At 55.3% G+C, this 23,728-nt stretch carries 19 protein-coding genes and 3 tRNA genes; 8 read left to right on the plus strand and 14 right to left on the minus strand.

Going from position 1 to position 23,728, the window contains the following annotated elements:
- Positions 1-57 precede the first annotated feature (57 nt).
- The 4 genes from xth to DY252_RS18375 form a co-directional block, all read right to left on the minus strand.
- On the minus strand, positions 58-855 hold the full coding sequence (xth, locus tag DY252_RS18360; RefSeq protein ID WP_063087021.1) for an exodeoxyribonuclease III: 798 nt from the start codon (positions 853-855) through the stop codon (positions 58-60).
- A gap of 60 nt (positions 856-915) precedes the next feature.
- Positions 916-1,602: a fumarylacetoacetate hydrolase family protein gene (locus DY252_RS18365; protein WP_064788990.1), complete on the minus strand. Its 687-nt coding sequence runs from the start codon at positions 1,600-1,602 to the stop codon at positions 916-918.
- Between the two features lie 146 nt (positions 1,603-1,748).
- Entirely contained in the window at positions 1,749-2,138 is a 390-nt protein-coding gene (locus tag DY252_RS18370) for a hypothetical protein (RefSeq protein ID WP_064788991.1), read from the minus strand.
- Positions 2,139-2,287: 149 nt separating this feature from the next.
- Complete coding sequence (locus DY252_RS18375) at positions 2,288-3,274, minus strand: 2-hydroxyacid dehydrogenase (protein WP_008890071.1); 987 nt, start codon at positions 3,272-3,274, stop codon at positions 2,288-2,290.
- Between the two features lie 200 nt (positions 3,275-3,474).
- Here DY252_RS18375 and DY252_RS18380 point away from each other — a divergent pair, with 200 nt between their 5' ends.
- Positions 3,475-3,990: an SH3 domain-containing protein gene (locus tag DY252_RS18380; protein WP_008890070.1), complete on the plus strand. Its 516-nt coding sequence runs from the start codon at positions 3,475-3,477 to the stop codon at positions 3,988-3,990.
- Positions 3,991-4,030: 40 nt separating this feature from the next.
- Here the strand turns inward: DY252_RS18380 and DY252_RS18385 are convergent, their stop codons facing one another.
- Together DY252_RS18385 and DY252_RS18390 are read right to left on the minus strand one after the other, a co-directional pair.
- Complete coding sequence (locus DY252_RS18385) at positions 4,031-5,080, minus strand: flagellin N-terminal helical domain-containing protein (RefSeq protein WP_064788992.1); 1,050 nt, start codon at positions 5,078-5,080, stop codon at positions 4,031-4,033.
- 178 nt (positions 5,081-5,258) lie between these two features.
- Positions 5,259-6,650: a class I SAM-dependent RNA methyltransferase gene (locus DY252_RS18390; RefSeq protein ID WP_064788993.1), complete on the minus strand. Its 1,392-nt coding sequence runs from the start codon at positions 6,648-6,650 to the stop codon at positions 5,259-5,261.
- A 363-nt stretch (positions 6,651-7,013) separates the two neighbouring features.
- Between DY252_RS18390 and DY252_RS18395 the strand changes: the two genes are divergently transcribed.
- Positions 7,014-9,638, plus strand: coding sequence for a bifunctional diguanylate cyclase/phosphodiesterase (locus DY252_RS18395; RefSeq protein ID WP_064788994.1), 2,625 nt, complete (start codon positions 7,014-7,016; stop codon positions 9,636-9,638).
- Positions 9,639-9,722: 84 nt separating this feature from the next.
- Here DY252_RS18395 and mgtE read toward each other — a convergent pair whose 3' ends face one another.
- The 3 genes from mgtE to DY252_RS18410 all read right to left on the minus strand — a co-directional run bounded on the left by mgtE (position 9,723) and on the right by DY252_RS18410 (position 14,025).
- Positions 9,723-11,126: a magnesium transporter gene (gene mgtE / locus DY252_RS18400; protein WP_064788995.1), complete on the minus strand. Its 1,404-nt coding sequence runs from the start codon at positions 11,124-11,126 to the stop codon at positions 9,723-9,725.
- A 179-nt stretch (positions 11,127-11,305) separates the two neighbouring features.
- Positions 11,306-13,597 carry an NADP-dependent malic enzyme gene (locus tag DY252_RS18405; RefSeq protein WP_064788996.1) on the minus strand — a complete coding sequence of 764 codons (2,292 nt, stop codon included), beginning with the start codon at positions 13,595-13,597 and terminating at the stop codon, positions 11,306-11,308.
- A 341-nt stretch (positions 13,598-13,938) separates the two neighbouring features.
- Positions 13,939-14,025, minus strand: a tRNA-Leu gene (locus DY252_RS18410).
- 117 nt (positions 14,026-14,142) lie between these two features.
- Here DY252_RS18410 and lipB point away from each other — a divergent pair.
- From lipB to DY252_RS18425, 3 genes are all read left to right on the plus strand, one after another.
- On the plus strand, positions 14,143-14,793 hold the full coding sequence (lipB, locus tag DY252_RS18415; protein ID WP_064788997.1) for a lipoyl(octanoyl) transferase LipB: 651 nt from the start codon (positions 14,143-14,145) through the stop codon (positions 14,791-14,793).
- Between the two features lie 20 nt (positions 14,794-14,813).
- Positions 14,814-15,830 (plus strand): diguanylate cyclase, encoded by a 1,017-nt coding sequence (locus DY252_RS18420; protein WP_231959720.1) that lies wholly within the window; start codon positions 14,814-14,816, stop codon positions 15,828-15,830.
- A gap of 325 nt (positions 15,831-16,155) precedes the next feature.
- The gene (locus DY252_RS18425) at positions 16,156-16,695 is read left to right on the plus strand and encodes a hypothetical protein (protein WP_231959721.1); all 540 of its coding nucleotides are present in this window, start codon (positions 16,156-16,158) and stop codon (positions 16,693-16,695) included.
- A gap of 290 nt (positions 16,696-16,985) precedes the next feature.
- Here DY252_RS18425 and DY252_RS18430 read toward each other — a convergent pair whose 3' ends face one another.
- Together DY252_RS18430 and DY252_RS18435 are read right to left on the minus strand one after the other, a co-directional pair.
- On the minus strand, positions 16,986-17,249 hold the full coding sequence (locus DY252_RS18430) for a DUF4169 family protein (protein WP_064789077.1): 264 nt from the start codon (positions 17,247-17,249) through the stop codon (positions 16,986-16,988).
- Positions 17,250-17,383: 134 nt separating this feature from the next.
- Positions 17,384-18,505 (minus strand): hypothetical protein, encoded by a 1,122-nt coding sequence (locus tag DY252_RS18435; protein WP_064788999.1) that lies wholly within the window; start codon positions 18,503-18,505, stop codon positions 17,384-17,386.
- 338 nt (positions 18,506-18,843) lie between these two features.
- Between DY252_RS18435 and DY252_RS18440 the strand changes: the two genes are divergently transcribed.
- Both DY252_RS18440 and DY252_RS18445 read left to right on the plus strand, forming a co-directional pair.
- A tRNA-Arg gene (locus tag DY252_RS18440) sits at positions 18,844-18,920 on the plus strand.
- A gap of 55 nt (positions 18,921-18,975) precedes the next feature.
- A tRNA-Arg gene (locus DY252_RS18445) sits at positions 18,976-19,052 on the plus strand.
- A gap of 172 nt (positions 19,053-19,224) precedes the next feature.
- Here DY252_RS18445 and DY252_RS18450 read toward each other — a convergent pair.
- Positions 19,225-19,713, minus strand: a complete 489-nt coding sequence (locus DY252_RS18450) for a fasciclin domain-containing protein (RefSeq protein ID WP_008890059.1) — start codon at positions 19,711-19,713, stop codon at positions 19,225-19,227.
- A 263-nt stretch (positions 19,714-19,976) separates the two neighbouring features.
- Here DY252_RS18450 and DY252_RS18455 point away from each other — a divergent pair, with 263 nt between their 5' ends.
- Entirely contained in the window at positions 19,977-20,498 is a 522-nt protein-coding gene (locus DY252_RS18455; RefSeq protein WP_064789000.1) for a glycine cleavage system transcriptional repressor, read from the plus strand.
- A gap of 92 nt (positions 20,499-20,590) precedes the next feature.
- Here DY252_RS18455 and DY252_RS18460 read toward each other — a convergent pair whose 3' ends face one another.
- On the minus strand, positions 20,591-22,357 hold the full coding sequence (locus DY252_RS18460) for a calcium-binding protein (protein ID WP_064789001.1): 1,767 nt from the start codon (positions 22,355-22,357) through the stop codon (positions 20,591-20,593).
- Positions 22,358-22,539: 182 nt separating this feature from the next.
- Positions 22,540-23,700 carry a GGDEF domain-containing protein gene (locus tag DY252_RS18465; RefSeq protein WP_064789002.1) on the minus strand — a complete coding sequence of 387 codons (1,161 nt, stop codon included), beginning with the start codon at positions 23,698-23,700 and terminating at the stop codon, positions 22,540-22,542.
- Positions 23,701-23,728: the final 28 nt, after the last annotated feature.

A 23,728-nucleotide genomic window follows, 5' to 3' on the forward strand; every position in this document is an offset into this window, starting at 1 on the left:
AACAGCGGATTAGGCTTCCCTGATCCGCTGCTTTGAATTCTCGGAGAATCTGTATGTTCAGAGATTGAATTCCACCACAACGGGTGCGTGGTCCGATGGTTTTTCCCAATCCCGGGCAATGTCATAAACTGATGCCGTGCGCACCGTTCCAGCCATGTTTGGCGTCATCCAGACATGGTCCAGTCGACGGCCCTTGTTGCTTGCCCGCCAGTCGCGTGCGCGATAGCTCCACCAGCTGAACAGTTTTTCGGGTTCGGGAACCACTTCGCGGACAGCATCGATGAAATCGCCCGATTGGCGGAATTTCTCAAGAATTTCGACCTCTACCGGCGTGTGACTGACCACGCGCAGAAGCTGCTTGTGCGACCAGACATCATTTTCCGACGGCGCAATGTTGAAATCGCCAACCAGAACTGCCTTGCGGTTGGGATCGGTTGCCCGACGCTCGCCCCACCAGTTGGTCATTTCATCAATGAAGGACAGCTTGTGGGCAAACTTTTCGTTGATTGCCGGGTCGGGTTCATCCCCGCCAGCCGGGATATAGAAGTTATGAAGTTCGACGCCATTTTCGAACTTTGCCATGCAATGACGGCGATCTTCCTTGCCACAGAAATGCTTGATGTCGGTTTCGACAAACGGCAGGCGCGATATGATCGCAACCCCGTTATAGCTTTTCATGCCGTGGTTATGACGATGAACATAACCAGCCGCCTCAAAGGCATCATGCGGGAAATGCTCATCGGGGCATTTCAGTTCCTGCAAGCACAGCACATCAGGCTGCTGATCATTCAGAAACTTGATGACCTGTTCAATACGCAGTCGGACGGAATTGATATTCCAGCTTACGATTTTCAAAACGGGCTCCGTTTTTGCTCGATTGAGGATGGGCCCCTGCCCCACGATCCCCCCAATGGTCTATTTCAAGGTCACAGACAGTTCCGCGACATCTGCAATCACCAGATCCATGCGATCACCGCGGACAACCTGGCCAACACCTTCGGGCGTTCCGGTAAACAAAAGATCGCCCGGTTTCAGTTCGATCAGGGTCGAAAGGTGCACCAACGCATCCACCACCGGCCAGATCATTTTCGCCGTGGTGTCGTTCTGACGCACATCGCCATTGACCGACAATTTCAGGTTGGTTGCATGCGGATTGCCAGCATCGGCCTTGGGCTTGATGGCGGAAATGGCCGCACAGCCATCAAAGGATTTTGCCATATCCCATGGCAGGCGACGGTCCTTGAGACCGGCCTGAACATCGCGACGCGTCATATCAAGACCGGCAGCATAGCCAAAAATCGCATCTTCAACGGCAGCACGATCCAGATCCTTGCCCCCCTTGGAAAGCGCAGCCACCAACTCGCCCTCGTAATGCAGATCTTCCGTGCCCGACGGGTATGGCAAATCACCATTTCCAACCACAAGGCAGTCCGTTGGTTTCATAAAGACACAAGGCGGGGTGTCGGAAGGATCGGAACCCATTTCGCGGACATGTTCGGCATAGTTTTTGCCGATGCAGAAAATGCGATTTACCGGGAAAAGGTCGTCGGTGCCCTGAACTGGAATGGTCGTCGGTGCAGGTGCGTCAAAGATCAAACTCATGATGACCCCGTGTTGTTTATGCGTGATATTCAACAGTCATAAACAAGCACGGATCAGAAAGAAACGCCCAATGCGCATTGGCACGTATCTGCTGTCAGGAATTGTCAGGAGATTGGATTACCGCGCAGCGCCAATACGCTGACAGATCACTTGGGCTTCTCGCGCAGGATCATATCGCGAACTTTGGCCTTGGCGATCTGCAAGGCAGAAAACTGTTCCGGATCCTGAACAGAGGGCACAGCAAGGATCAAAAGTTTGGCGGTTTGGCCGGCATTGACATGAAGATGGTAACGCTGCCCCTGAAGGACCGAAATGCAGCCGTAGTGGCTTTCATATACATTCCCGTCGCCATCACTGACCAGGACGGTTCCGGAACGCACAAAGACAATCTCTTCGGCGTGACGGCTTTGGATGCCTGACACCACGCATGGCCCGTGCAAGACGACTTCGCGTGTTGCAAGCCCGGCCGCGACATCATCATTTGCCGGGGTCGCGACACCCAGATCAGCAACAATCGTTTTTGGCCGTCTTACCATTTGCACACATCCCGAAATTGAAACCGGTTTGGTTTAATGCCGGGGAAAATGCCGATAACGGTCGCATCACACCATCCACATATGGGGAGTGTATGGAAAAGGGGTGATACACACGGCATCACCCCTTTGAAATCATTATGGAAAGCGGATCAGAGCAATCCTTCGATCACGCGATCTGGTGGCGTGTGACCGTCAACAAACGTCTTGATGTTGATCAGGACCTTCTCGCCCATGTCAACGCGGCCCTCAATGGTGGCCGATCCCATATGGGGCAGAAGGACCGCGTTTTGCAGTTCAAGCAATTTCGGATTCACCGCCGGTTCGTGTTCAAACACGTCCAGTCCGGCACCGGCGATTTCACCATCGGCCAGCATCCGGGTCAGGGCCGGTTCATCAACGATTTCGCCGCGTGCGGTGTTGACCAGAATAGCATGCGGCTGCATCAGTTTAAGACGACGCGCCGACAGCAAATGATAAGTCGCAGGCGTATGCGGGCAGTTGACCGAAATGACGTCCACATGGGCCAGCATCTGATCAAGGCTTTCCCAATAGGTCGCATCAAGTTCTTCTTCGATATCAGGATGCACGCGACGGCGGTTATGGTAATGCACCGACAAACCAAAACCCTTTGCCCGGCGTGCCAGCGCGCGGCCAATACGGCCCATGCCGACGATACCAAGGCGCTTACCCCAGATGCGATGACCGAGCATAAGCGTCGGGCCCCAGCCCGCCCATTCGCCCTTGCGAATAAGGCGCTCGCCCTCTGCCAGGCGGCGCGATACCGACAGGATCAGCGCCATGGTCATATCCGCCGTATCCTCGGTCAGGACATCGGGTGTGTTGGTGACCGTAATGCCACGGGAACGGGCAGTTTGCAGATCGACATGATCGACACCGGTGCCAAAATTGGCAATCAGGCGCAGATTGGGGCCCGCGTGGGCCAGAACTGCCGCATCGATCTTGTCGGTGACGGTTGGCACCAGCACATCGGCTTCCTTGACCGCATCAATCAGTTCCTGCTTGCTCATCGGCGCATCATCAATATTCAGACGCGCGTCAAACAGTTCCATCATGCGGGTTTCAATCGCTTCCGGCAGTTTCCGGGTCACGACGACAAGCGGTTTTTTCTTGGTCATGTGCCGATCCTATGCGGTCTTTTAACTCTTTTTCAGACAAAATAAGGCATGGTGCATTTTTGTGCCCTGCCGCAGTGCAGTGATGCCATGCCGAAAGGTACAAAAGCAAGAATTTTGACGCACTTTTTGTAATTTTATTTCGCAACAGCGAATTATTACAAAACCAGCGCAAATGGAATAAATGAAGGAATACCAACAAGATGCCGCAGGTTTTGCGCAAATTTCTGTATCGCTTCATGGCCTTGGCGATTCTTGGCAGTCTGACCGCTCCGATCGTGGCCAGCGCACAGGAATCGGGCCTGCCGATCCCGCGATTTGTCGCGCTGCGCTCTGACAAGGTATTTTTACGCTCTGGCCCCGGCCTGCGATATCCGAAGGTCTGGATTTATCACCGTCGCAATATGCCGATGGAAGTGGTGTCGGAATTCGATACCTGGCGCAAGGTGCGTGACTGGGAAGGCAGCGAAGGCTGGGTTCATCAAAGCCTTCTGATCGGGTCACGCCACGTCATCGTGACCGACGAAAACATCACGCTGTATTCCGCCGCCGACAAGAATGCCCGCAAGATTGCGCTGGTCTCGGCAAGTGTCATTGGCCGCATCGAAGACTGCCCGGCGACGGTCGATTGGTGTCAGTTGCGGTTTGGTGATTTCGAAGGCTGGGCGCCCCGCCACGGGTTCTGGGGCATCTACGAAGGCGAGAATGTCGAAGGATAATACGCCTTCCTGCTAACCATTTCGGAAACCGAGATCAGGCTCACGCTTCGACAGAAACCCGATTGGCCGGACGATCCGCAGCACCACTGCCGCCCGATGTTCCGTTGCCACCGCTGTCATATCCGCCAAATCCGGTGGTCGCCAAAGGCCGGGTTGTTCCGCTGTCTGGAACAGATTGACCAAGGAAGTCTTGTGATTGGCTCGGATCGTCATCTTCGGCGGTCGGATCGAAGAACGGATCTTCTTCCTGTTCCGGCACAGGATCAGGGCGCGGTTCTGGCAAGGCAATACCACCCACCGCGACGGTCTGGTTGGCAAGCTGTGCGGAAATATCACCAAGATAGGCCTGCAGGTTTTGCGCAATGTTTGCCTGCGCATCCTCGCGACCAGATGGTGCTGATGCCGCCAGTTGCGCCTGGACAATGTTTTCACCCGCAACCTGCGAAACGCGGTTCTGGTCCTGCGCTGTTCTAAGGCTCCCCTGATCAGCAGAAACAGAAATCTCGCGCTCACGAAGCGCTTGCTGCGCCTCGTCCACCAGCGTACGCGCATTGGAAACGCCCGTGCTGTCGGAAACATTTATCGCCGAAAGGCCGGTCGCCAGATCTTCGGAACTCGAAGCCGACAGCGTCACATCAATACGATTGTCTGATGATGTACCGCTGCCAACCTGCAGCGTAATTGTCTGATCCGATACCAGAAGATCCCGGCCCTCAAAATTGCTATTGGCCGCGATATCGTCGATCCGGGTCAGATAATCTTCGATCTGTGCATTTAACTGTGCGCGTTGCTGTGTGGACAGATCGCTGTTTTCTTCCGCAACCGTGACAAGCGCGTCAATTTCGTCAAGCGCATCGCCAATCCGCGAAAGATCGGTGGAAGCCTGACCAAGAAGTTCACCGGCACTGCCCAAAGACCGGTTCAGTTGTGCATTGGTAGACCCTGCGCCGCGAAGCGGGTCGGTATTGCGGTTTGTGTTTTGATTGTTAGCGGAGAACTGGCTGCTTTCAGGCGCAATCAACCGGTTCTGCGGGGCAATTGCACGCGCAGTACTGGTATAGATCGGCAACTGACTGGCCAGTGGTTCCATTGTTTTTCCGCTCAAACAAGCCGGCAAAACAACTACGTGCTGCACGGGCAAAGGGACTGAGCATTTTCAATCCCTTGCCAACCTGACCATCCTGGTGTCCGGCGGAAATACCAACTGATAGTATAGTATATCAGTGAATAAAAATTAAGCCCCAAAGCGCACCGCTCCGCAAACGGCGTCAACCGGCAGAAACGCGGCGCAAAATGGCGAATAATTCAAGATGTGACGACCACAGGAACTGATCGACCGGCACAACCTTGGTGATTTCATAGCCACCATTCCGAAGAACCCGCATGTCACGGCTAAACGTCGCCGGATTGCATGACACGGCAATGATCCATTCCGGTCCGTCCACGGCAAGCGTCTCTGACTGGGCAAGGGCCCCGGCACGCGGCGGATCAAACACCACAAGGTCAAAGCTGCTCAATTCATCCCCAACAAGCGGCTGGCGAAACAGATCGCGCTTCACGACCTTGACCGGGCTACCCGATTGTCCGACCGCATATTGCAGTAGCTCCACGGCCCGCGGATCACTTTCCACAGCCGTGACCGAACGCCGTTTGCCCGAAAGGGCCAGTGAAAATGTAAAACTGCCCACACCGCAAAAAAGATCGGCAACGTTTTTGGGCGCGATATCGGCCAATGCCGACTTGATGGCCGCAACCAGTGCCTGTTCCCCGTCCTGGGTGGCCTGCAAGAAACCGCCCGGTGCAATCGCCACTTCGACACCTTCAAAACGGACAACCGGCAAATGACGCGCAGCAACCGGTTCGTCAGGACGATCCCCGGTTTTCCAGCTCAGCCGCGCGATATTTTGCGCTTCTGCGAATGCCGCCAGATCCTGTCGCATATCAAGGTCGGGATCGTTGCTTGCCTGAATAAGCACATCCAGACCGCTATCGGTCAGGGTGACAAAAACTTCCTTGATGTCGCGTGCATGTTCCGGCGGGCAGGCTTCAAGGAACATGACAAATGCTTCACGAAACGCCATCAGTTCCGGGCGCAATACCGCACAGTCGGGCACATTCAGAACCGTGTGACTGAACCGCCCATGAAAACCGACAAAAACGCCGGTTGCCCCGACATGCACCGAAAAACCGGCACGACGGCGACTTGCCGGCGGTGAAATCTCCACATCCCCGACAAGTGTTTCGGCATCTTGCGGATCAATGCCAGCACGCTGAACCGCCACAAGCGCCTTGTCACGCTTCCAGGTGCGATAATCGTAATCATTCATGTGCTGCAGGGCGCAGCCCCCGCATTCCTTGAAATGAGCACAGCGTGGCGTGTTATAGCCACTCGAACGTGCGATTTCGGCAACCACCTCTGCCCCATACCCATCGCCACGTTTCTGGCGAAGTGCAACGCGCACCTGATCACCCGGCAACACGCAATCCACATAAATCAGAACCGACTTTCCATCGGGTGTCGCGACATGGGCAATCCCATCGCCGCGCGCACCGATCTGTTCGATGGTGACGTCTGCTTCAAACCCGATCAATGGATCACGCCGGGATGGCTGACGTTTGCGTCCTCCCCGTGCACGGGGATTGCGGTTATGGTGTTTCATGGACTCTCTCTGGGGGTATTCTTTACCAGCTTTGACTGCGGATGCCGGATTTCCGCCTCAGATACAACACTTCACGTTTTCAGAACAGGGGCTAACACGGATTTATTATCGCCAAACCTGTATCTAAACCCTTTCCCGGAACAGTTTTTGGCAACTACCGTCAAAAATTAATCCGTAAATGCAGGCGACCAACCCCTTAAAGTCGTGTAAGAATAACACCATAAACAAATAGTACCGGTTATCGGCCAGCAAAATACATTGGCATCTTTATCCATCGGTGCATGGATGTTTACTGGTGATAACCGTATGCACACACATCCTGATCGGGGAGGATCAGCAAGGGTCGTTGTGTTTGGGGGAGAGATGGAAGAAGAAACAAAGCACGCAGAGGAAAACGCAACCAAACAAACGTCACGCCTGAAAAAACGGGCTTTGGCGGCCGGTTTTCTGACGGCTGCTTTCTTCGCATCTGTCACCTATCTGATTTGGCAAATGGTTGAAACTGATCGCCGCGTAATCCTTCAATCTGCCAGCCAGATTACGGCAAATTCCGTTTCCCAGCAGATCAAATCCATTGTGAACAATAACCTCGCGGTGCTTGAAAGCTTTGCCGACAATTGGCAGAGCGGCCCGCCAGAGGACGAAAGAGATTATCTTTCGGTTGCGACCCCGCTTCAAAGCCGCTTCCCGGCACTTCAGGCAGTCAACTGGATAACGCCGAACTACATCATCCTGTATGTCGCCCCGATCAAGGGCAACGTTCCGGCCATGGGGGCGGATCTCAAACGTCATCCGCTTGCCGGTCCGGTTCTTGATATCGCGCTTGATCAACGCCGCACCCAGATCACACCGACGCTTGAACTCATGCAGGGCGGGCGTGGCTTTGCGGCCTATACCCCGGTTCTGGGCCGCGATGGCGAGATTGTCGGGATCATCAACGGGGCGTTTCGCATTCGCTCCATGCTGGCGGCGGTGATCAATACCGAACAGGTCGAAGATTACACCGTCCGTGTCCGCGAGGGTGACACTGTTCTGTTTGAAATCCGTGGCGAGGGTGATGATGAAACCCTTCAGCGCACAGTCGCCTTTGATGTGGTTGGCCGCCAATGGCAGGTCGATGTCATTGCCGATCCGCAACTGGCGCACAGCACGATCAATCCGGAACTGATCCTGATATTCGGCGCACTGACGACCATTCTGTTCACGACGATCGTCTTTCTGCTTAGCAACCGTCAGAAAATGGCGCTGCGCCGCACAGTTCATCACATCCATGCTGGCGATGACATCAGTGACCTGTCGCTTTCGATCACCAAGCTTGACGGTCACCTGAAATCAATGTCGCCGGAAACCGCCGAATTCTTTGATTTGCGCGAAGAGGATTACGGCTTTATCCGGTTTTATAACCTCGCACCGGAATTCCAGTCGGATGGCACCGCATCCCGGCGTTCGCAGGAAAAGATGCTGCTTGCGATCAACCGTGGCGATGACGAACTCAGGCGTGAATGGATTGTCCGCAGTGCCGAGGGCGTGCACGTCGTCTGCGATCTGACAATGCGGCCCTCCACAACCCATCCGGACTGTGTTGACATCACCCTGCATCACAATCCGGCCGCCAATGCATCGGTCAACCGATTGCGCTATCTGGCGACGCATGACCCGCTGACCGGCCTTCCCAACCATGCGCTGTTTGAAGATCGCCTCAATCAGGCGGTTGCCCATGCCAAACGATATGAAAAACTTCTGTCGGTGCTTGTCGTCGATATCGACAATTTCCGTGCGATCAATGACCGGTTCGGGGCTGATGTCGGCGATGAGACGCTGCGCACCATTTCCGGGCGCCTGCGCGCCACCGTACGCGAAAAGGACACCTGTGCGCGGTTCTCGGGCGATATGTTTGCCATCATCGCAACCGACCTTTCCGAGGCAGAGGGGGCAGCCCTTGTCGCCGAACGCGTGGTCGAAGCCATGTCGCAACCGATCCTGACCACCACGGGCGATGAAATCCGCCTGCATGTCAGCGTCGGTGTTGCGCTTTATCCCAATGACGCCCGCGCACCATCGCAATTGATGGCCAATGCGGACGCCGCGATGTATCGCGCCCAGAAATCCGCAGAATCATCTTATTGCTTCTTCGTCGAGACGATGAACAACGTCATGCATGCCCGTCTGTCGATGGAAACGCAGTTGCGCCGCGCGGTCGATGAAAAACGCTTTGTTCTGGAATATCAGCCGCGCTATCGCACATCGGACCGCACGCTTACCGGGTTCGAGGCGCTGCTGCGCTGGATTGATGACAGTGGCAAGCGCCGCCTGCCACCCGATTTCATCGCGGTTGCCGACCGGACAGGCCTGCTTTCGCCGCTGGGCCACTGGATCATCGAAACCGTCTGTAAACAGGTCGCCGACTGGCGCCGTCAGGGTTATGTCCCGGTGCCGATTGCGCTTAACGTTTCAAGCCGCCAGTTCATTCAGGCCGATCTGATCAAGAACATCACCGATCTGACCGCCGAACATGAAGTTGATCCGGCGATGATCGAGATCGAGGTCTCCGAGGAAATCGTCATGCGCGACCCGGAACGCGCCCTTGGTCAGTTCTATCGTTTCTCGGAGGCGGGCATTGGCCTGACGCTTGATCACTTTGCGGCGGGCAATACGTCGCTGCGTTATCTGAAACGCTTCCCTGTCCAGCGCATCAAACTGTCCAAGTCGCTGTTTAATGTCGCACTTGATGAACAACCCGAAAACAGCGTCCTGCAACCAGCCATCCGGCTGTGTAAAAGCCTGAACCGCAAGGTGGTTGCCGTTGGTGTAGAAACCGAAGAGCAGATGGCATCCCTTCAGGCGGCCGAATGCGATGAAATTCAAGGCTTCCTTCTGTCGCCACCGCGTGATGCGGCCGATACGATGGAACTCCTGATTCAGCAGAAACCGACCAAATCGGCCGCCAAAGGCAAGTCACGGCCTGCCAGCGACACAAAATCCGGGTAGCCTGAGCCTGTCATTCCGATCAAAGAAAACCCCCGCAGCCGGATCGACTGCGGGGGTTTGTTTTTTGATGTTCGGATGAGGTGACTAAAGCAGGAAGACCGCCGCCAATCCCAGAAAGGCGAAAAAGCCGACAACATCGGTAATCGTCGTCAGGAAAACCGCCGACGAGACAGCCGGGTCAATGCCCGCACGTTCCAGACCAAGCGGGATCAGCGCCCCGAAAAGGCCGGCAAACAGCAGGTTGATGATCATGGCAACGCCGATCACACCACCAAGCAGCATGTCATCAAACCAGAACCATGTCACAGCCCCGGCAAGAACGGCAAAGGCCAGGCCGTTCAGGCCACACACCGCGACTTCCTTGCGGATCACGCGCAATGCGTTGGTACTGGTCAGCTCACGCGTGGCAATCGCGCGCACGGCCACGGTCAATGTCTGCGTGCCGGCATTGCCGCCCATCGAAGCGACGATTGGCATCAGCACGGCCAGCGCAACAAGCTTTTCAATCGTGCCTTCAAACAAACCGATCACAACCGATGCCATGATCGCGGTACCCAGATTAACCAAAAGCCATGTAAAACGTGATCGGGTGGTGGCAAAGATCGCACTTGAAAGGTCGTCCTCCTCGCCGACACCGGCAAGGCGCATCATGTCTTCTTCGTATTCCTCGTCGATAACGTCAACGACGTCATCGACCGTGATCACACCAACCAGCCGGCCGCTGTCATCGACAACCGGGGCGGAAATCAAGTCGCGCTGACGGAACAGATGGGCGACGTTTTCCTGTTCCTCGGTCACAACGACCGTGCGCATTTCATCTGATTCCATCACGTCCCGGATCAGCACCGGGCGGTTTGTCCGGATCACACGCGACAGCGGCACAATCCCGACCGGGCTGTAACGCGGATCAACGACAATGATGTCATAGAAATCTTCAGGCAGGCTTTTGGCAGAGCGCAGGAAATCGATGGTTTGCCCGACAGACCAGTAATCCGGGATCGCCACCAGCTCGCGCTGCATGATACGACCGGCGGTATATTCCGGATAGGACAGCGCCTCTTCAACGCGCGCACGTTCGATATCAGACAGCGCGCCAAGAAGTTCGCGCTGTTCATCCTCGTCAAAGTCCTCAATGACCTCGACAACGTCATCCGAATCAAGTTCGGTGATCGCCTCGGCCACCACATCGGTGCCAAGCAACCCGATGACTTCTTCACGAAGTTCATCATCAAGTTCGGTCAGGAATTCCGGATCGAAATCCGGCCGGATCAGATCGACAAGAAGTTCACGCTGGCCGGAACTGGCCCACCCCAAAAGGTCGGCAATATCAGCAAAGTGGAGCTCGCCCAGAAGATCGGCGGCCTTGCTGCCTTCTTCGTCACCAAGGGCGTCAAAGATTTCGCGGGCATATTCGGGAGTCAGATCGACATATTCATCGCCGGACGACTTTTCCGCCGGACGGTCGAGTTCTTCAACCTGACCTGTCATCTGCCCCTCCCTGTTTAACGAGCCGCCAATTCTTCCTGCACAAGATTAAACGCCGTGTCGGGCATTGTGTTCCAACGCCCGGCACGGCTGTTTCTGCGCTATCGCATTGCCCCGGTCAAGAGCCCGATGGCAAATCACCCCGGCCCCGTCTGTGTTTCAAGACGGGGTCGGGGTTGATGTTACTGACTTTCCTGAGTCCGTGTGACGGCGTCAACAACGGCAATCGCCGTCATATTGACAATCCCGCGCACGGTAATCGACGGGCTGACAACGTGGGCTGATTTGGCCGCACCGACCAAAATCGGCCCAACCGGAAGCCCATCACCCAACATCTTGACCATGTTGTAGGAAATGTTGGCCGCATCAAGTGTGGGCATCACCAGAAGGTTGGCCGAACCGCTCAGCATCGAATGCGGGAAGATCCGGTCACGGATCGGCTGCGAAATCGCCGCATCCGCATGCATTTCGCCCTCGACCTCAAGATCGGGTGCCTGCGTTCTGATCAGCTGAAGCGCATCACGCATCTTGCAGGCCGACTTGTTTTCGTGGCTGCCAAAGTTGGAATGCGAAATCAACGCGGCCTTTGGCGTCATGCCAAACCGCTTGACCACATCGGCGGCCATGATGGTGGTTTCGGCAACATGTTCCGGGGTCGGATCGACCGATACATAAGTATCAGTCAGGAAGAACGTCCCCTGCTTCATGATCATCATGTTGACCGTGGAGAAATCGGTCACACCTTTGCGCAGGCCCACAAGATTGCGAACATAGCGCAGATGACGCAGGAAACCGCCCTGACAGCCGCACAGCATCGCATCGACTTCCCCACGACGCAGCATCAATGCCGCGATCACGGTCGGACGGGTACGCACAATCGCACGGGCATATTCCGGGTTGATGCCACGACGGCCCATGATGTTGTGGAAGTCCTGCCAATCCTGTTCGAAATGCGGATTGTCATCGGGATCGTGAATTTCAATCTGCTCATCCGGGACAAGACGCAGGCCAAGCTCGGTAATCCGTTCCAGGATAACTTCACGACGACCAATCAGCACCGGATGACAAATGCCGTCATCGACAAGAACCTGACAGGCCTGCAGAACACGGCGCGATTCGCCTTCGGGATAAACCACGCGTTTCTTGTGCGACCGCGCCACGTCAAACACCGGCTTCATGACAAGGCCAGACCGGAAGACGAAACCTTCAAGCTGCTGACGGTACTCGTCGAAATCCTCGATCGGGCGTTTGGCAACACCGCTATCCATCGCGGCCTTGGCGACACGCGGGGGAATTTCCAGCATCAGGCGCGGGTCAAACGGCTTCGGGATAAGATATTCCGGACCGAATTTAAGCTCCTCCCCGCCATAGGCCGTTGCCACCACATCGGAAACCTCGGCGGTTGCCAGATCGGCAATGGCGTGAACGGCGGCGATCTTCATTTCCTCGTTGATCTCGGTCGCGCCGACATCAAGCGCGCCACGGAACAGGAACGGGAAGCAAAGAACGTTGTTCACCTGGTTCGGGTAATCCGTACGACCGGTGGCCATAACAGCATCCGGGCGGATTTCCTTGACCAGTTCCGGGGAAACTTCCGGCGTCGGGTTGGCCAGCGCCATGATGATCGGGCCTTCGCCCATCTTGCGAAGCTCGTCCTCGCCCATCACGTTCGGCGCTGAAAGACCCAGGAAGATATCAGCCCCTTCGATCACGTCGCTTAACGTACGTGCGTTGGTTTCAATCGCGTATTCGGCCTTCCACGGATCCATTTCCTCGGCCCGGCCCTTATAGACCACACCAAACCGGTCGGTGACCGTGATGTTGTGCTTGGGCAAACCCATGGAAACCAGAAGGTTCAGACACGCCAAGGCGGCCGCACCGGCCCCGGATGTCACAAGGCGGACCTTGTTGATATCCTTGCCGGTCACACGCAGACCATTGAGGACCGCGGCGGCAACACAGATCGCCGTACCGTGCTGGTCATCATGGAAAATCGGAATGTTGCAGCGTTTGCGCAATGCCTCTTCGATGATGAAGCATTCGGGGGCCTTAATGTCTTCGAGGTTAACACCCCCGAAAGTCGGCTCCAGCGCTGCGACGATATCGATAAATTTCTGCGGGTCGGTTTCGTTCACTTCAAGATCGAAAACATCGATATTGGCGAACTTCTTGAACAGAACCGCCTTGCCTTCCATCACCGGCTTGGACGCCAGCGGGCCAATCGGGCCAAGGCCAAGCACCGCCGTACCGTTCGAAATCACCCCGACCAGGTTACCGCGCGCGGTGTAATCAGCTGCGGTATCGGGGTTTTTGACGATTTCCTCGCACGCAAACGCGACGCCCGGCGAATAGGCCAGGGCAAGGTCACGCTGGTTTGCAAGGGTGGTGGTTGCCGTTACGGACAATTTCCCCGGGGTGGGATACCGGTGATAGTCCAAAGCTGCTTCGCGCAGCTTGTCATTTCTATTTGCCATTATAATACCTTTGATTTCAGGTATTTACATAAATTAACCGTTAATCGGTTAAATCCTGATAATTCACTCTAGCGGGACCGGTAGACTAAATGAGTTTGGCCCGCGATTGAAGCACTCAGTTCATTCTTCGCCAAGGGGCTGCATTGCGTAATTTTCAACGCGGCACCGCACAATAAATCAATTGTTTATGCCGCAACCGCGTGATGACGCACACCAACCGATCCATTGCCGTATTCAAACCATTGTAGGGGATATATGGGGAAGGTCCACAAACGAAAAAACCCGCCATTGCTGACGGGTTCTTTTTCGTGACCTTCCCGATTGACCGGGAGGCCAGATAATGGTGCGGTCGAGAAGACTCGAACTTCCACGGGGGTTAGCCCACAGCGACCTCAACGCTGCGCGTCTACCAATTCCGCCACGACCGCATATGTTAGTCAGCAAAACCCTTGAGGTAATTAAGTGGGCTTGCCTTGGTGCGGAAAGGGAGATAGCAAATTGGTATCCCCTGATCAAGGGCTCATTTCACTTATTTGACAGGAAAAATGCAAAGCAACGCCCCAACCGCGCAAATCCCCGAGTGGCGCACCACCTCGGAGTTGGTTTCCTACCCCGAAGCCCTTGCAGAAATGGAAGCCCGCGCAGAGGCCATTCATACTGGCGAAGCCCATGAACTTGTTTGGTTTCTTGAACATCCGCCGCTTTATACGGCCGGCACCAGTGCCCATGCCGAGGACCTTGTCGATCCGGATCGCTTTCCGGTCTATGACGCGGGCCGCGGCGGGCAATATACCTATCACGGACCGGGTCAGCGCACGGTTTATCTGATGCTCGACCTTAAGAATCGCGGTCGCGATGTCCGGGTCTATGTTCATAACCTTGAAGAATGGGTGATTCGCACCCTTGCCCTGCTGGGCGTCAAAGGCGAACGGCGCGATGGCCGTGTTGGCATCTGGGTGGTGCGCGATGATGGTCGCGAAGACAAGATCGCCGCCATTGGCGTACGCGTGCGCCGCTGGGTGACGTTCCACGGTATCGCCATCAATGTCGCCCCGGACCTGACGCATTTCGGTGGAATCGTGCCCTGTGGCATTTCCGACCATGGGGTCACCAGCCTCAAAGATCTTGGCGTCGATATTCCTATGGCGGAACTTGATCGCCTGTTACAACAGACCTTTGGCGAAATCTTTTCGTAACACCAATCCGGGCCTTCCGAATGAGTGACAAGTCGCAACCGGCCAAGGCAGACACCCCGCCAGCCAAAGGCAGATCCAAGGGCCATAAAATGCCCGGAAGCATTGCCGATGGCGGGATGGCCGATGCCGAACGCGACATTCTTGCCGAACTTGAAAAGGCCCTTGGTGAACATATCGCACTGTTGCTGCGCTGGAATCGCAAGCTGATCCTGCCGGGACAACCTGCGATATCGGATGCTGACGAGGATGATCACGATTGTGATTTCGGCGCATGGTACGCCCTTAATCGTCATAACCGGCTGATTGACCAACCCGCAATGCGCGCGCTTGCCACCACCCATCAGCAACTTCACGATTCGGCAAAGCGGCTTTTAAGCGCCCACGACGTTGACCACGAAGTCGATTCGGCAGAATTCGATATGATGGCGCTGCGTGCGGAATCGTTCTTTGCCCAATTGCGCCGTCTGGAACGCGCATTCAGGACCGCCCGATCAGATGTCGATCCGCTGACAGGCACCTATAACCGTCAGACCATGATGGGCGATCTTAACGCCGAACGCGAACGTGCAATCCGAACCGGCGTTCCGACGGCCATCGCCCTGATCGACCTTGATCACTTCAAATCGGTGAATGATACCTACGGCCATCAGGCCGGTGATCTGGTTTTGCAATCGGTCGCTGGTATCCTGCAATCGCATGTCCGCCCGTTCGACAAGGTCTACCGCTATGGCGGGGAGGAATTCCTGGTCTGCCTGCCTAATGCCGACATGAAGCAGTGTGCGCGCGTGCTTGAACGCCTGCGCCGCGTGATCGAGGCCTCCCCGGTAACCATCTCTGATGACGTCATCCTGCCGGTTACGGCCTCCATCGGGGCAGCCCCGATGACCAAGAACCGCTCGACCGAGCAAATCATTGAAAAGGCTGACAAGGCGCTATATGCCGCCAAGGAAGGCGGTCGCAATCGCGTGCGCGTCTGGCGCAATCCGGATGGCAAGCCTGCATCCACCACCCAAAAACCTGGCAAGAACACGACCTGACGGTCGTGACTGTCAGACCAACATTCACATTCCCCGCACTGCAGCCACTTTGCCGTCCCGAAGAAAAATTTTGGCCCCATCATGCTGCGACGCAACACTTCTAATCCGGGTGTAATTTCCGCTGATTAGGGTGAAAAAGGGCCTTTATTTTACCCTAAAGAACAAAATTTTCCGCATAAGCGAAATCTTGTCTTCACAAGTTGGCAACATATCTGCAAACTATAATAAGAAAAAGGCAGCTGGGCTTTGCCACTGTGGATGACCCAGAAGATAATCGCTGCCGACTTGGGAGGGAATTCGTTTAGACCCGAACGGAGGCCCATGAATGTCCAGTTCTATGGATTTCGCGCCTGGCGATCCCGCCTTGATGCTGACCGTGCTTCGCAGCGCCGAGGCACATCTTGACCGCAGCATGTTGCTGCAGCGTGTCTTATCCCTTTTTTGCACTGATGATGATGGCAATCAGATTGCCATCAAAGACGGCCCTGACTTGCAGCGCCGTATCGACAACGCCATTGCCCATCTTGAATTGGCCGGGCTTATCCGCATGACGGCGGGTGAAGAACTTTCGATCACCTCGCTTGGCACTGCCATGATGATGGCCTATCCGCTTGGCATTGATGATGGTGTGCTGTGTTCCCTGCCGGCATTTCGCAACAACCTTTATGAAACCCACGCGCCGGTGGTTCAGGAACGTCACCTGCCAAATTCGGCCTATGGGTCCGGTTTTTCGGCCGGTATCGGTGCTCACCGCCTGACCGAAAATCCCTATCCGTCGGACTGCCGCGATCATGAAGACTGGTTGATGGGCTGGGACGAGGCCCTTGATCAGGCCAAACGCGAAGCGGAAACGCTCGTAAACTGATCCGCGCCCGGCCAATCGGCAAGGCGCCCGGAATTTGCGACCGGCACCTCGAATGCGATACTGCGGTGCTGTGATTTGATACCCCGGCCAAGCCGGTCTCGCCGTGCCACCTTGTGCAACGGCCCATACCTGCCCGTTTGATCCGCAACGATGGCACGCTGCCAGTGTCCCTGCGATCCACACACGGGCACGAACGTCTGCCCCCTGATCACACCTAAGCGACCCGCAAGGCACCCCACGCGATTTATGCGCGTGCAATCAGTATTGTCTTGTTCGATGGAATGATTGGATCAGCTGTCGGACGGATGATCCGGCGCGAAGATTGAAACCACGTTATTTCCCGTGCCTTCGGTGTGTTCAACGTCTTCAGCAGCAGTCGTTTTTTCGCGCTTGTGCCCGTCATGCTGTTTGTCGGCGTTCTTGCGTTCCTGTTCGGTCAGGGTCCGCTCGCCCCGCGTCCGTCCGTGCAGGGCACGGTTCTGATCGGCCTTGCGCGTCTTTTCATCGCGTTGTTTGCGTTTGCGTGCCTGACGCAGATTAACAAGATCGCCCATATCAGCCTTCTGGTTGTCTGTCCGGCCGGACCGTTTGAAATGCCCGCCCGCCATGACCCGAAATAAAAAACGGGCGCTTCGATATCCCGAAGCACCCGTAAGCCGTTCTTAAAATCCGTTTTGTCCGGTCAGACTTAGCGCACGAAGACGTGCACCTCGTTTGCCGAGACAGATGCGCTGGTCGCATCAGACGCACGCACACGCGTGCTTGGCATGCCCATATCGGTCAGTGACCGAAGAACCGCCTGCGCATTGCGCTTGGATTTATTGGCATTCAGCGCAACCTGCGCCGGGGTACCCCGATTTGGTGTCACTGCAACCACATCAAAGCTTGCCTGCGGGCGACGCTCAAGAACGCGGTTCACCGCGTTATAAAGCGCCTGCTCGTATTTGACGCTCGCCGTATCGAAACGGATCACGACAAGCGGGCGTTCGCTTGGTGCGGCTGCCATGCGCTGCCCGGAGGATGCCGGTGCAGCCTGCGACTGGAAGACACGCTTCGAAAGGGAATCCCCGAAGATTTCGCCATTTTTAACAGCCAGCGCCAGCGCATTGAGGTTCGCGCGTTCTGTGCTGACATAGGACGTCTGACGGGCAAGGCTTTCGCTGATTTCGTTCAGAAGACGATCAATCAGCACCGTGGTGCGGTTGGTTTCGTCTTCAAGCAGGGCCAACTGACGGTGGTCTTCGTCAACAGCGCCTGAAACCTGATAGGCCGAACGAACCGACTCAAGCAGGAAGGTCGACAGCGTGCTGTCGGCAGCAACCTTGTTGGCCAGCGAGTTCAGCGCGGCAATGTCATCATTCACACGATCCAGTTCGGACTGTGCGGTGTTCCACTGCTGCACCAGCACCGGGTTACCCGGGGTGGTACCGACCTGCAGACGGGCACTGATCGCGGCAACCGTGCCGTGATAAGCCTGCGAGTGCGAAACGGTTTGTCCACGCAGCTGCTGCAGCTCGTTGCTATGATTGTTCAAAGCCGCCTTAAGACGGTTCAGCTCCTGCTGCATGTTCTCAACTTTGGAACCAACAAAGGTCCCGGTCTGAGACACACCGGTCAGCGGCGTCGTGCTTGCAGCAACGTCGTAGCTGGTCACGGCATCGGCACCTGCCGACTGGGAATTGACGGCAGTTTCCTGCGTCGCTTCCTGTTCTCCGGCAAGTGTCGGCCACAGGGCCTCAGAAGAAAAAGAACATCCCCCCAGCATCAGGGCGGCGCCGATTACGGCGAGGTAGGTTTTACGAACGGCCATTTCGATCTATTACCTAAGTAGAAATATGCGAATCTCCCTGGGACCTGCCTTTTTATCTAGGTGAAACAAGCCCCTGCTCCCCCGGGATTGAAAGCATCTTAGTCTACGACCACTTATGGAACAAGACGCATTTGCCCCTTTTTTGCCGAGTCTTGTGCTTATTCTCTTAAAAGTTGACAAAGCGGGGCAAAACAGGGCCGTAGCAGTCAGGTAAACCGCGCCTTTGGAAAAAATGGTAAAAATTCAAATTTACTGCTTGCAATGACATGCTCGTTTGCATAAGTTCCGCTCCGCCGACGGGATGCAATCCTTTGCAAACCGCCGGAAAATAAGGCAAAGCGCCCGTAGCTCAGCTGGATAGAGCATCTGACTACGAATCAGAAGGCCGGAGGTTCGAATCCTTCCGGGCGCGCCACTGAAAGGCTCGACGTCACCGCGTCGGGCCTTTGCCTTATACACAAGCGTAAAAAGCGCCCGTAGCTCAGCTGGATAGAGCATCTGACTACGAATCAGAAGGCCGGAGGTTCGAATCCTTCCGGGCGCGCCAGTCAAAGGCCCGACGTTACTGCGTCGGGCCTTTGTTCTTTCGCCCACCTGCTTTGCACTTGCTTGGTCCGGCGCACAATCTGCAAACAAGCCCGATCAGAAAAAAAGCCCGGCACATATTTGCACCGGGCTTCGTATTTTACATCGGGTATTTTATTTCGCCGTTTGCGGGATCACATGCCCGGCATGATCACGGTATCAATCACGTGAATAACACCGTTGTCAGCCTCGATATCGGCATTCACCACAGTGGCTTCATCGACCATGACACCGTTCATGGCATTCACATCGATGCTGTCACCCTGGACACTGGCCACCATCATTTCCTTGCCTGCAATATCGCCCGACATCACTTTGCCCGGCACCACATGATAGGTCAGGATGGAAACAAGCTTGTCCTTGTTTTCCGGCTTAAGAAGGTCTTCAACGGTGCCTGCCGGCAGCTTGGCAAAGGCTTCGTCGGTCGGCGCAAAGACCGTAAACGGACCTTCGCCTTTAAGCGTATCGACAAGTCCTGCGGCCTGCACGGCCGCTACAAGCGTATTGAACGAACCGGCGGCAACGGCGGTATCAACGATGTCAGCTGCTTTGGCAGACATCGCACCAAAGGTCAGGCTGGCAGCGGTCGCAACGGCAATGAGAGACGATTTGATCGCAGACATGGTCCTATCTCCTGTTAACCAACGTGGAATTTCAACGTCGAATTGTTGCTGTCACAGGAAGGCATACGGCCCATCATCGCGTATCAGTTCAATCATATGATTGTGATAACAAAGGCGCATCCAATCACCTTTGCGCAACGTACTATACTCTTGGCGCGTAGCCATCCGGTCGACAAAATCACTGCATCTCGGTTCGCTGCGGTGTTATGGTCAGCTGATCACAAGGGCAAAGCCCGATAAGGGACCTAGGACGGAGCGCACCAATGAATGCCAACACCCGGATCACCATTTCCTGCGATGACCGCGTCGGTTTGATTTCCGATATCACCGGACGACTGTTTGATATCGGCACAAACCTTGGCCCAACATCCTTTTCGCTCGAAGGCGATGTCGCGAAGTTTGAAACCACTTGCGAACTTCCCGACGAATGCCCGATATCCGAATGCGAAGCCGTCTTACGCGGACTGTCCCTTGGCAATGCCGACATAACGGTCGAAGCGATTGCCGCCGCCCCGGAAATGACCACGGCACCGGGTGCGACCCATCTGATCGAATGTTCGGGGATTGATCAGCCGGGCCTGATCGCGCGCCTGTCGGAAATCTTTATCGAATATAATGCCAACATCGTCCGTCTGGCGGCATCGGCAACCGATGAAAAGGACGCACGGATTTACACCCTACGCTTTGCCGTCGCCATTCCGCCGGAACGCGCCGCCAATTGCCTGGCAACCCTCGCTAACACGGCAGGCTCGATGCGGCTTGTCTTCAAGTTTGACGAGCTTTAGGGCCAGAACAACTCAGCAGTACGGCCACCAGAGTAAAAGCCCTGCACAGCAGGCCAGTGCTGCTGTGCAGGCTAAACGCGCTGTAATGGTGGCTAAAGATCCTCGAATGCCAGTTGCTCTTCTTCTTCGCCTGCAAAAATGACGTTATTGGCGCTTAATTCATCCAGTGTGACATCGTCGATCTGGACGCCATATTCGTAATGTCGGCCATTTGCAAAATCGACATAGACGCCGGTTTCATTTTCTCTCGCGTGATCCAGAAAATCTTCGAAGCTCTCAATCCCGCTTTTTTCCTGAAACGTCGTTCCGAAATACAGATGATCGGTATAGTCATCACTGTAATTGTCCGCCCCGGTATTGAAATCGACGATCCGGTCACGTTCGGCACCACCTTCAAACACCTGATAAACAAAGGTGTCACCGCGCATCAGGTCGTTGCCATCGCCGCCTTCGATCCAATTATCCAAACCGCCGCCGCCATCAAGCACATCATGGCCGTCACCGCCATAAATATGGTCGCCCCCCATGCCGCCATTGATGTGGTCACGGCCCGCGTCACCGTATAAACGGTCATCCGCCACGTGGCCCTTGATGATGTCATCGCCGTTCCCGCCACGCGCATATGTCGGATCGGGCTCAAAGAAATCATCGTAATAAACGTTGAAGACCGTCAGCGTATCACTTCCATCACCGCCAAAAAGCTGGTCTCCACCGTCATTCCCATTCAGCGTATCGTCGCCGTCGCCACCAACAAGGGTGTCCCGGCCGCCCATACCGTGCTGCTGCCCCGACAAAATGTCATCGCCTGCCTCGCCATAGACATATGTGCCTGAAAGGGTGTCATTCCCCTCACCGCCATAGATCGAGTCAAAGCCGTAAAACCCGTCAATAACGTTGTCGCCGCTATTTCCGATCAGCACGTCCGAATGTCGGGACCCGAATATGTTTTCAACATCAGTAATGACGTCGCCCTCGGCATGTCCGCCACTTGCTATGGCGCCCCCGTCGGTCAGCTCAACCTCTACACCTTCATCGGAATGAATGAAGGTGACTTCATCCTGCCCGGCGCCACCATTTATGAAATCGGCACCGGATCCACCGTTCAGACTGTCGTCGCCACCGTGGCCAAGCAGCGTATCATTGCCCCACTCGCCCCAAAGGTCGTTGGAGCGTGCGCCACCGACAAGAAAGTCATCACCGCCCGCGCCTTTCAGGATCCCGCCTCGCACGTCGCCGCCGATCAGAACATCATCATGGTTCGATCCGCGAATATTCAGGTCAGGCGTTTCGGTGGTTTCATCGAGAATGGAAATTTGATCGCCGGTCGCATCACCGCCAGTACCGCTCATACTGTCCTGATCAAAAATCACAGCTTCCGGTGACCGGACATAAGTAACGGTCGGCTCATAGGAATAGAACGGTTTGATATCGCGGTAATCGAAGACGATTGTATCCGCTCCACCCCCGCCATCGACGGAATAGAGTTCACCTTGAATGTGATCGTCATTATCTGAGCCCGTGATATCGAACTCCTGCTGATAGTAACGATCTTCCCGGTAAAACTCGAGCGTATCCCCCTCTGCATCACCACCCCGCGCAATGAGCTCTATTTCGCGTGTTTCGCGATCATCATTAAAGTTGTTATAGAACTCGATATGGACTGGGTCGTCGGATAACGCATAGGAAAGCGTGTAATTCTCGTTATGGATCGAAATGAAGGTGTCCGCACCGGCACCACCTTCAATCGTATCTCCACTGCCGACATAGATGGTGTCATCGCCTTCAAGACCATAAACTGTGTCACTGGTCCATGCGTTGCGGATCACGTCGTCTTCAGGTGTACCGATGATGCGTGCCATAATGAGGCTCCATAAATCATGAAAGAGCTCACAAGCGTAGCATCACAAAAATGATCGTAAAACGACAATAAAACTAAATATACTGAACTAAAAATTGATCAACATCGAAACAAATTTGAACTAATTTATTTCAATATACCTTTTATTTATTCGAAATAATCGAAACCCGGCACGGACATTACTTAAACCACAATACGGTTACGCCCGGATTGCTTGGCTTCATACAGTTTCTGGTCTGCACGCTTAAGCACCGCCCATGGATCGGTCGTATCGTCATCGCGCTCTGAAATACCGACTGAAATCGTGACCGATACTGCCTTGTTCTTTTCCGGCGGGGTGATCTTGTTGTCAGAAATCCGTTTGCGCAGGGCTTCAAGTGGCTCATGCGCCCTTTCGGCTGAACGTCCGGCAAAAACGACAGTGAATTCCTCGCCGCCAAACCGGAACGCCTTGCCACCACCGCCGACGCGCGCCAGTTCCCGCGCAACCTTTTTCAAAACGATGTCGCCAACATCATGACCATAGGTGTCGTTGAACTTCTTGAAGTGATCAACATCAAGCATAGCGATCGCATATTGATTGCCAAGTTCCGCCATCGCATGGCCCAGTGCCCGCCGCCCCGGCAACCCGGTCAGATCATCGACAAACGCCATCCGCCAGGCTTCCTGCGCAAGCCCCGCCAGAACCACGCCGGTGGCCGCCAGATATCCATATTGAATAACCCCGGTGCCCATCACCGTTGCCACATCAATCGCAATGATCGCCGCGGCAAAACTGGTTTCGAGCGGCTTGTGGCGGATCAGAAGCAACACCACCGCAATAACCGAAAGGATCATCGCAGGATGCGGCATGGCGCCAAGCACACCGGTACTGACAAAAAAGCGCGTATCGAGCACGCGATGCAGGGCCGATCCGACATCGGGTTGGCCGGCCAGCATCAGCATGACAAAGATCTGCAAGCCTAAAACCAGCATCCGGGCAATGCCCCGCGGGTTCAAAACACCGCGTTCAGCCGTAAAGCCCAGCAAAAGCAGATTGATCGGGATCAGATAAAGTGTCGCGATCCGCAGGAACGCCAATCCCTCGGCCGAAATGCCCGCACCGTTGCCCACCAGAAGCCAATAGCAAATCAGCAACAAAGCCATGACAAAAACCGCACGCCCGCGGTTAAACCACCAGCCAATCGCACCGCCCAGCACCGCCAGCAAGAACGGCCCGTATCGCACCAATCCGGAAAGTTCGGCTGGTACCAGTGTCGGTGAAACGGCCAGCACCAGACACGCGCCCAAAATCAGGGCAGGTGCCAGTCCGGCAGAAACAACAATGGAATAAGCGCGACGCATGGGGCGTTCGATACTACCTGCTGATGGG

It is taken from the genome of Thalassospira indica, assembly GCF_003403095.1.
Classification (GTDB): Bacteria; Pseudomonadota; Alphaproteobacteria; order Rhodospirillales; family Thalassospiraceae; genus Thalassospira; species Thalassospira indica.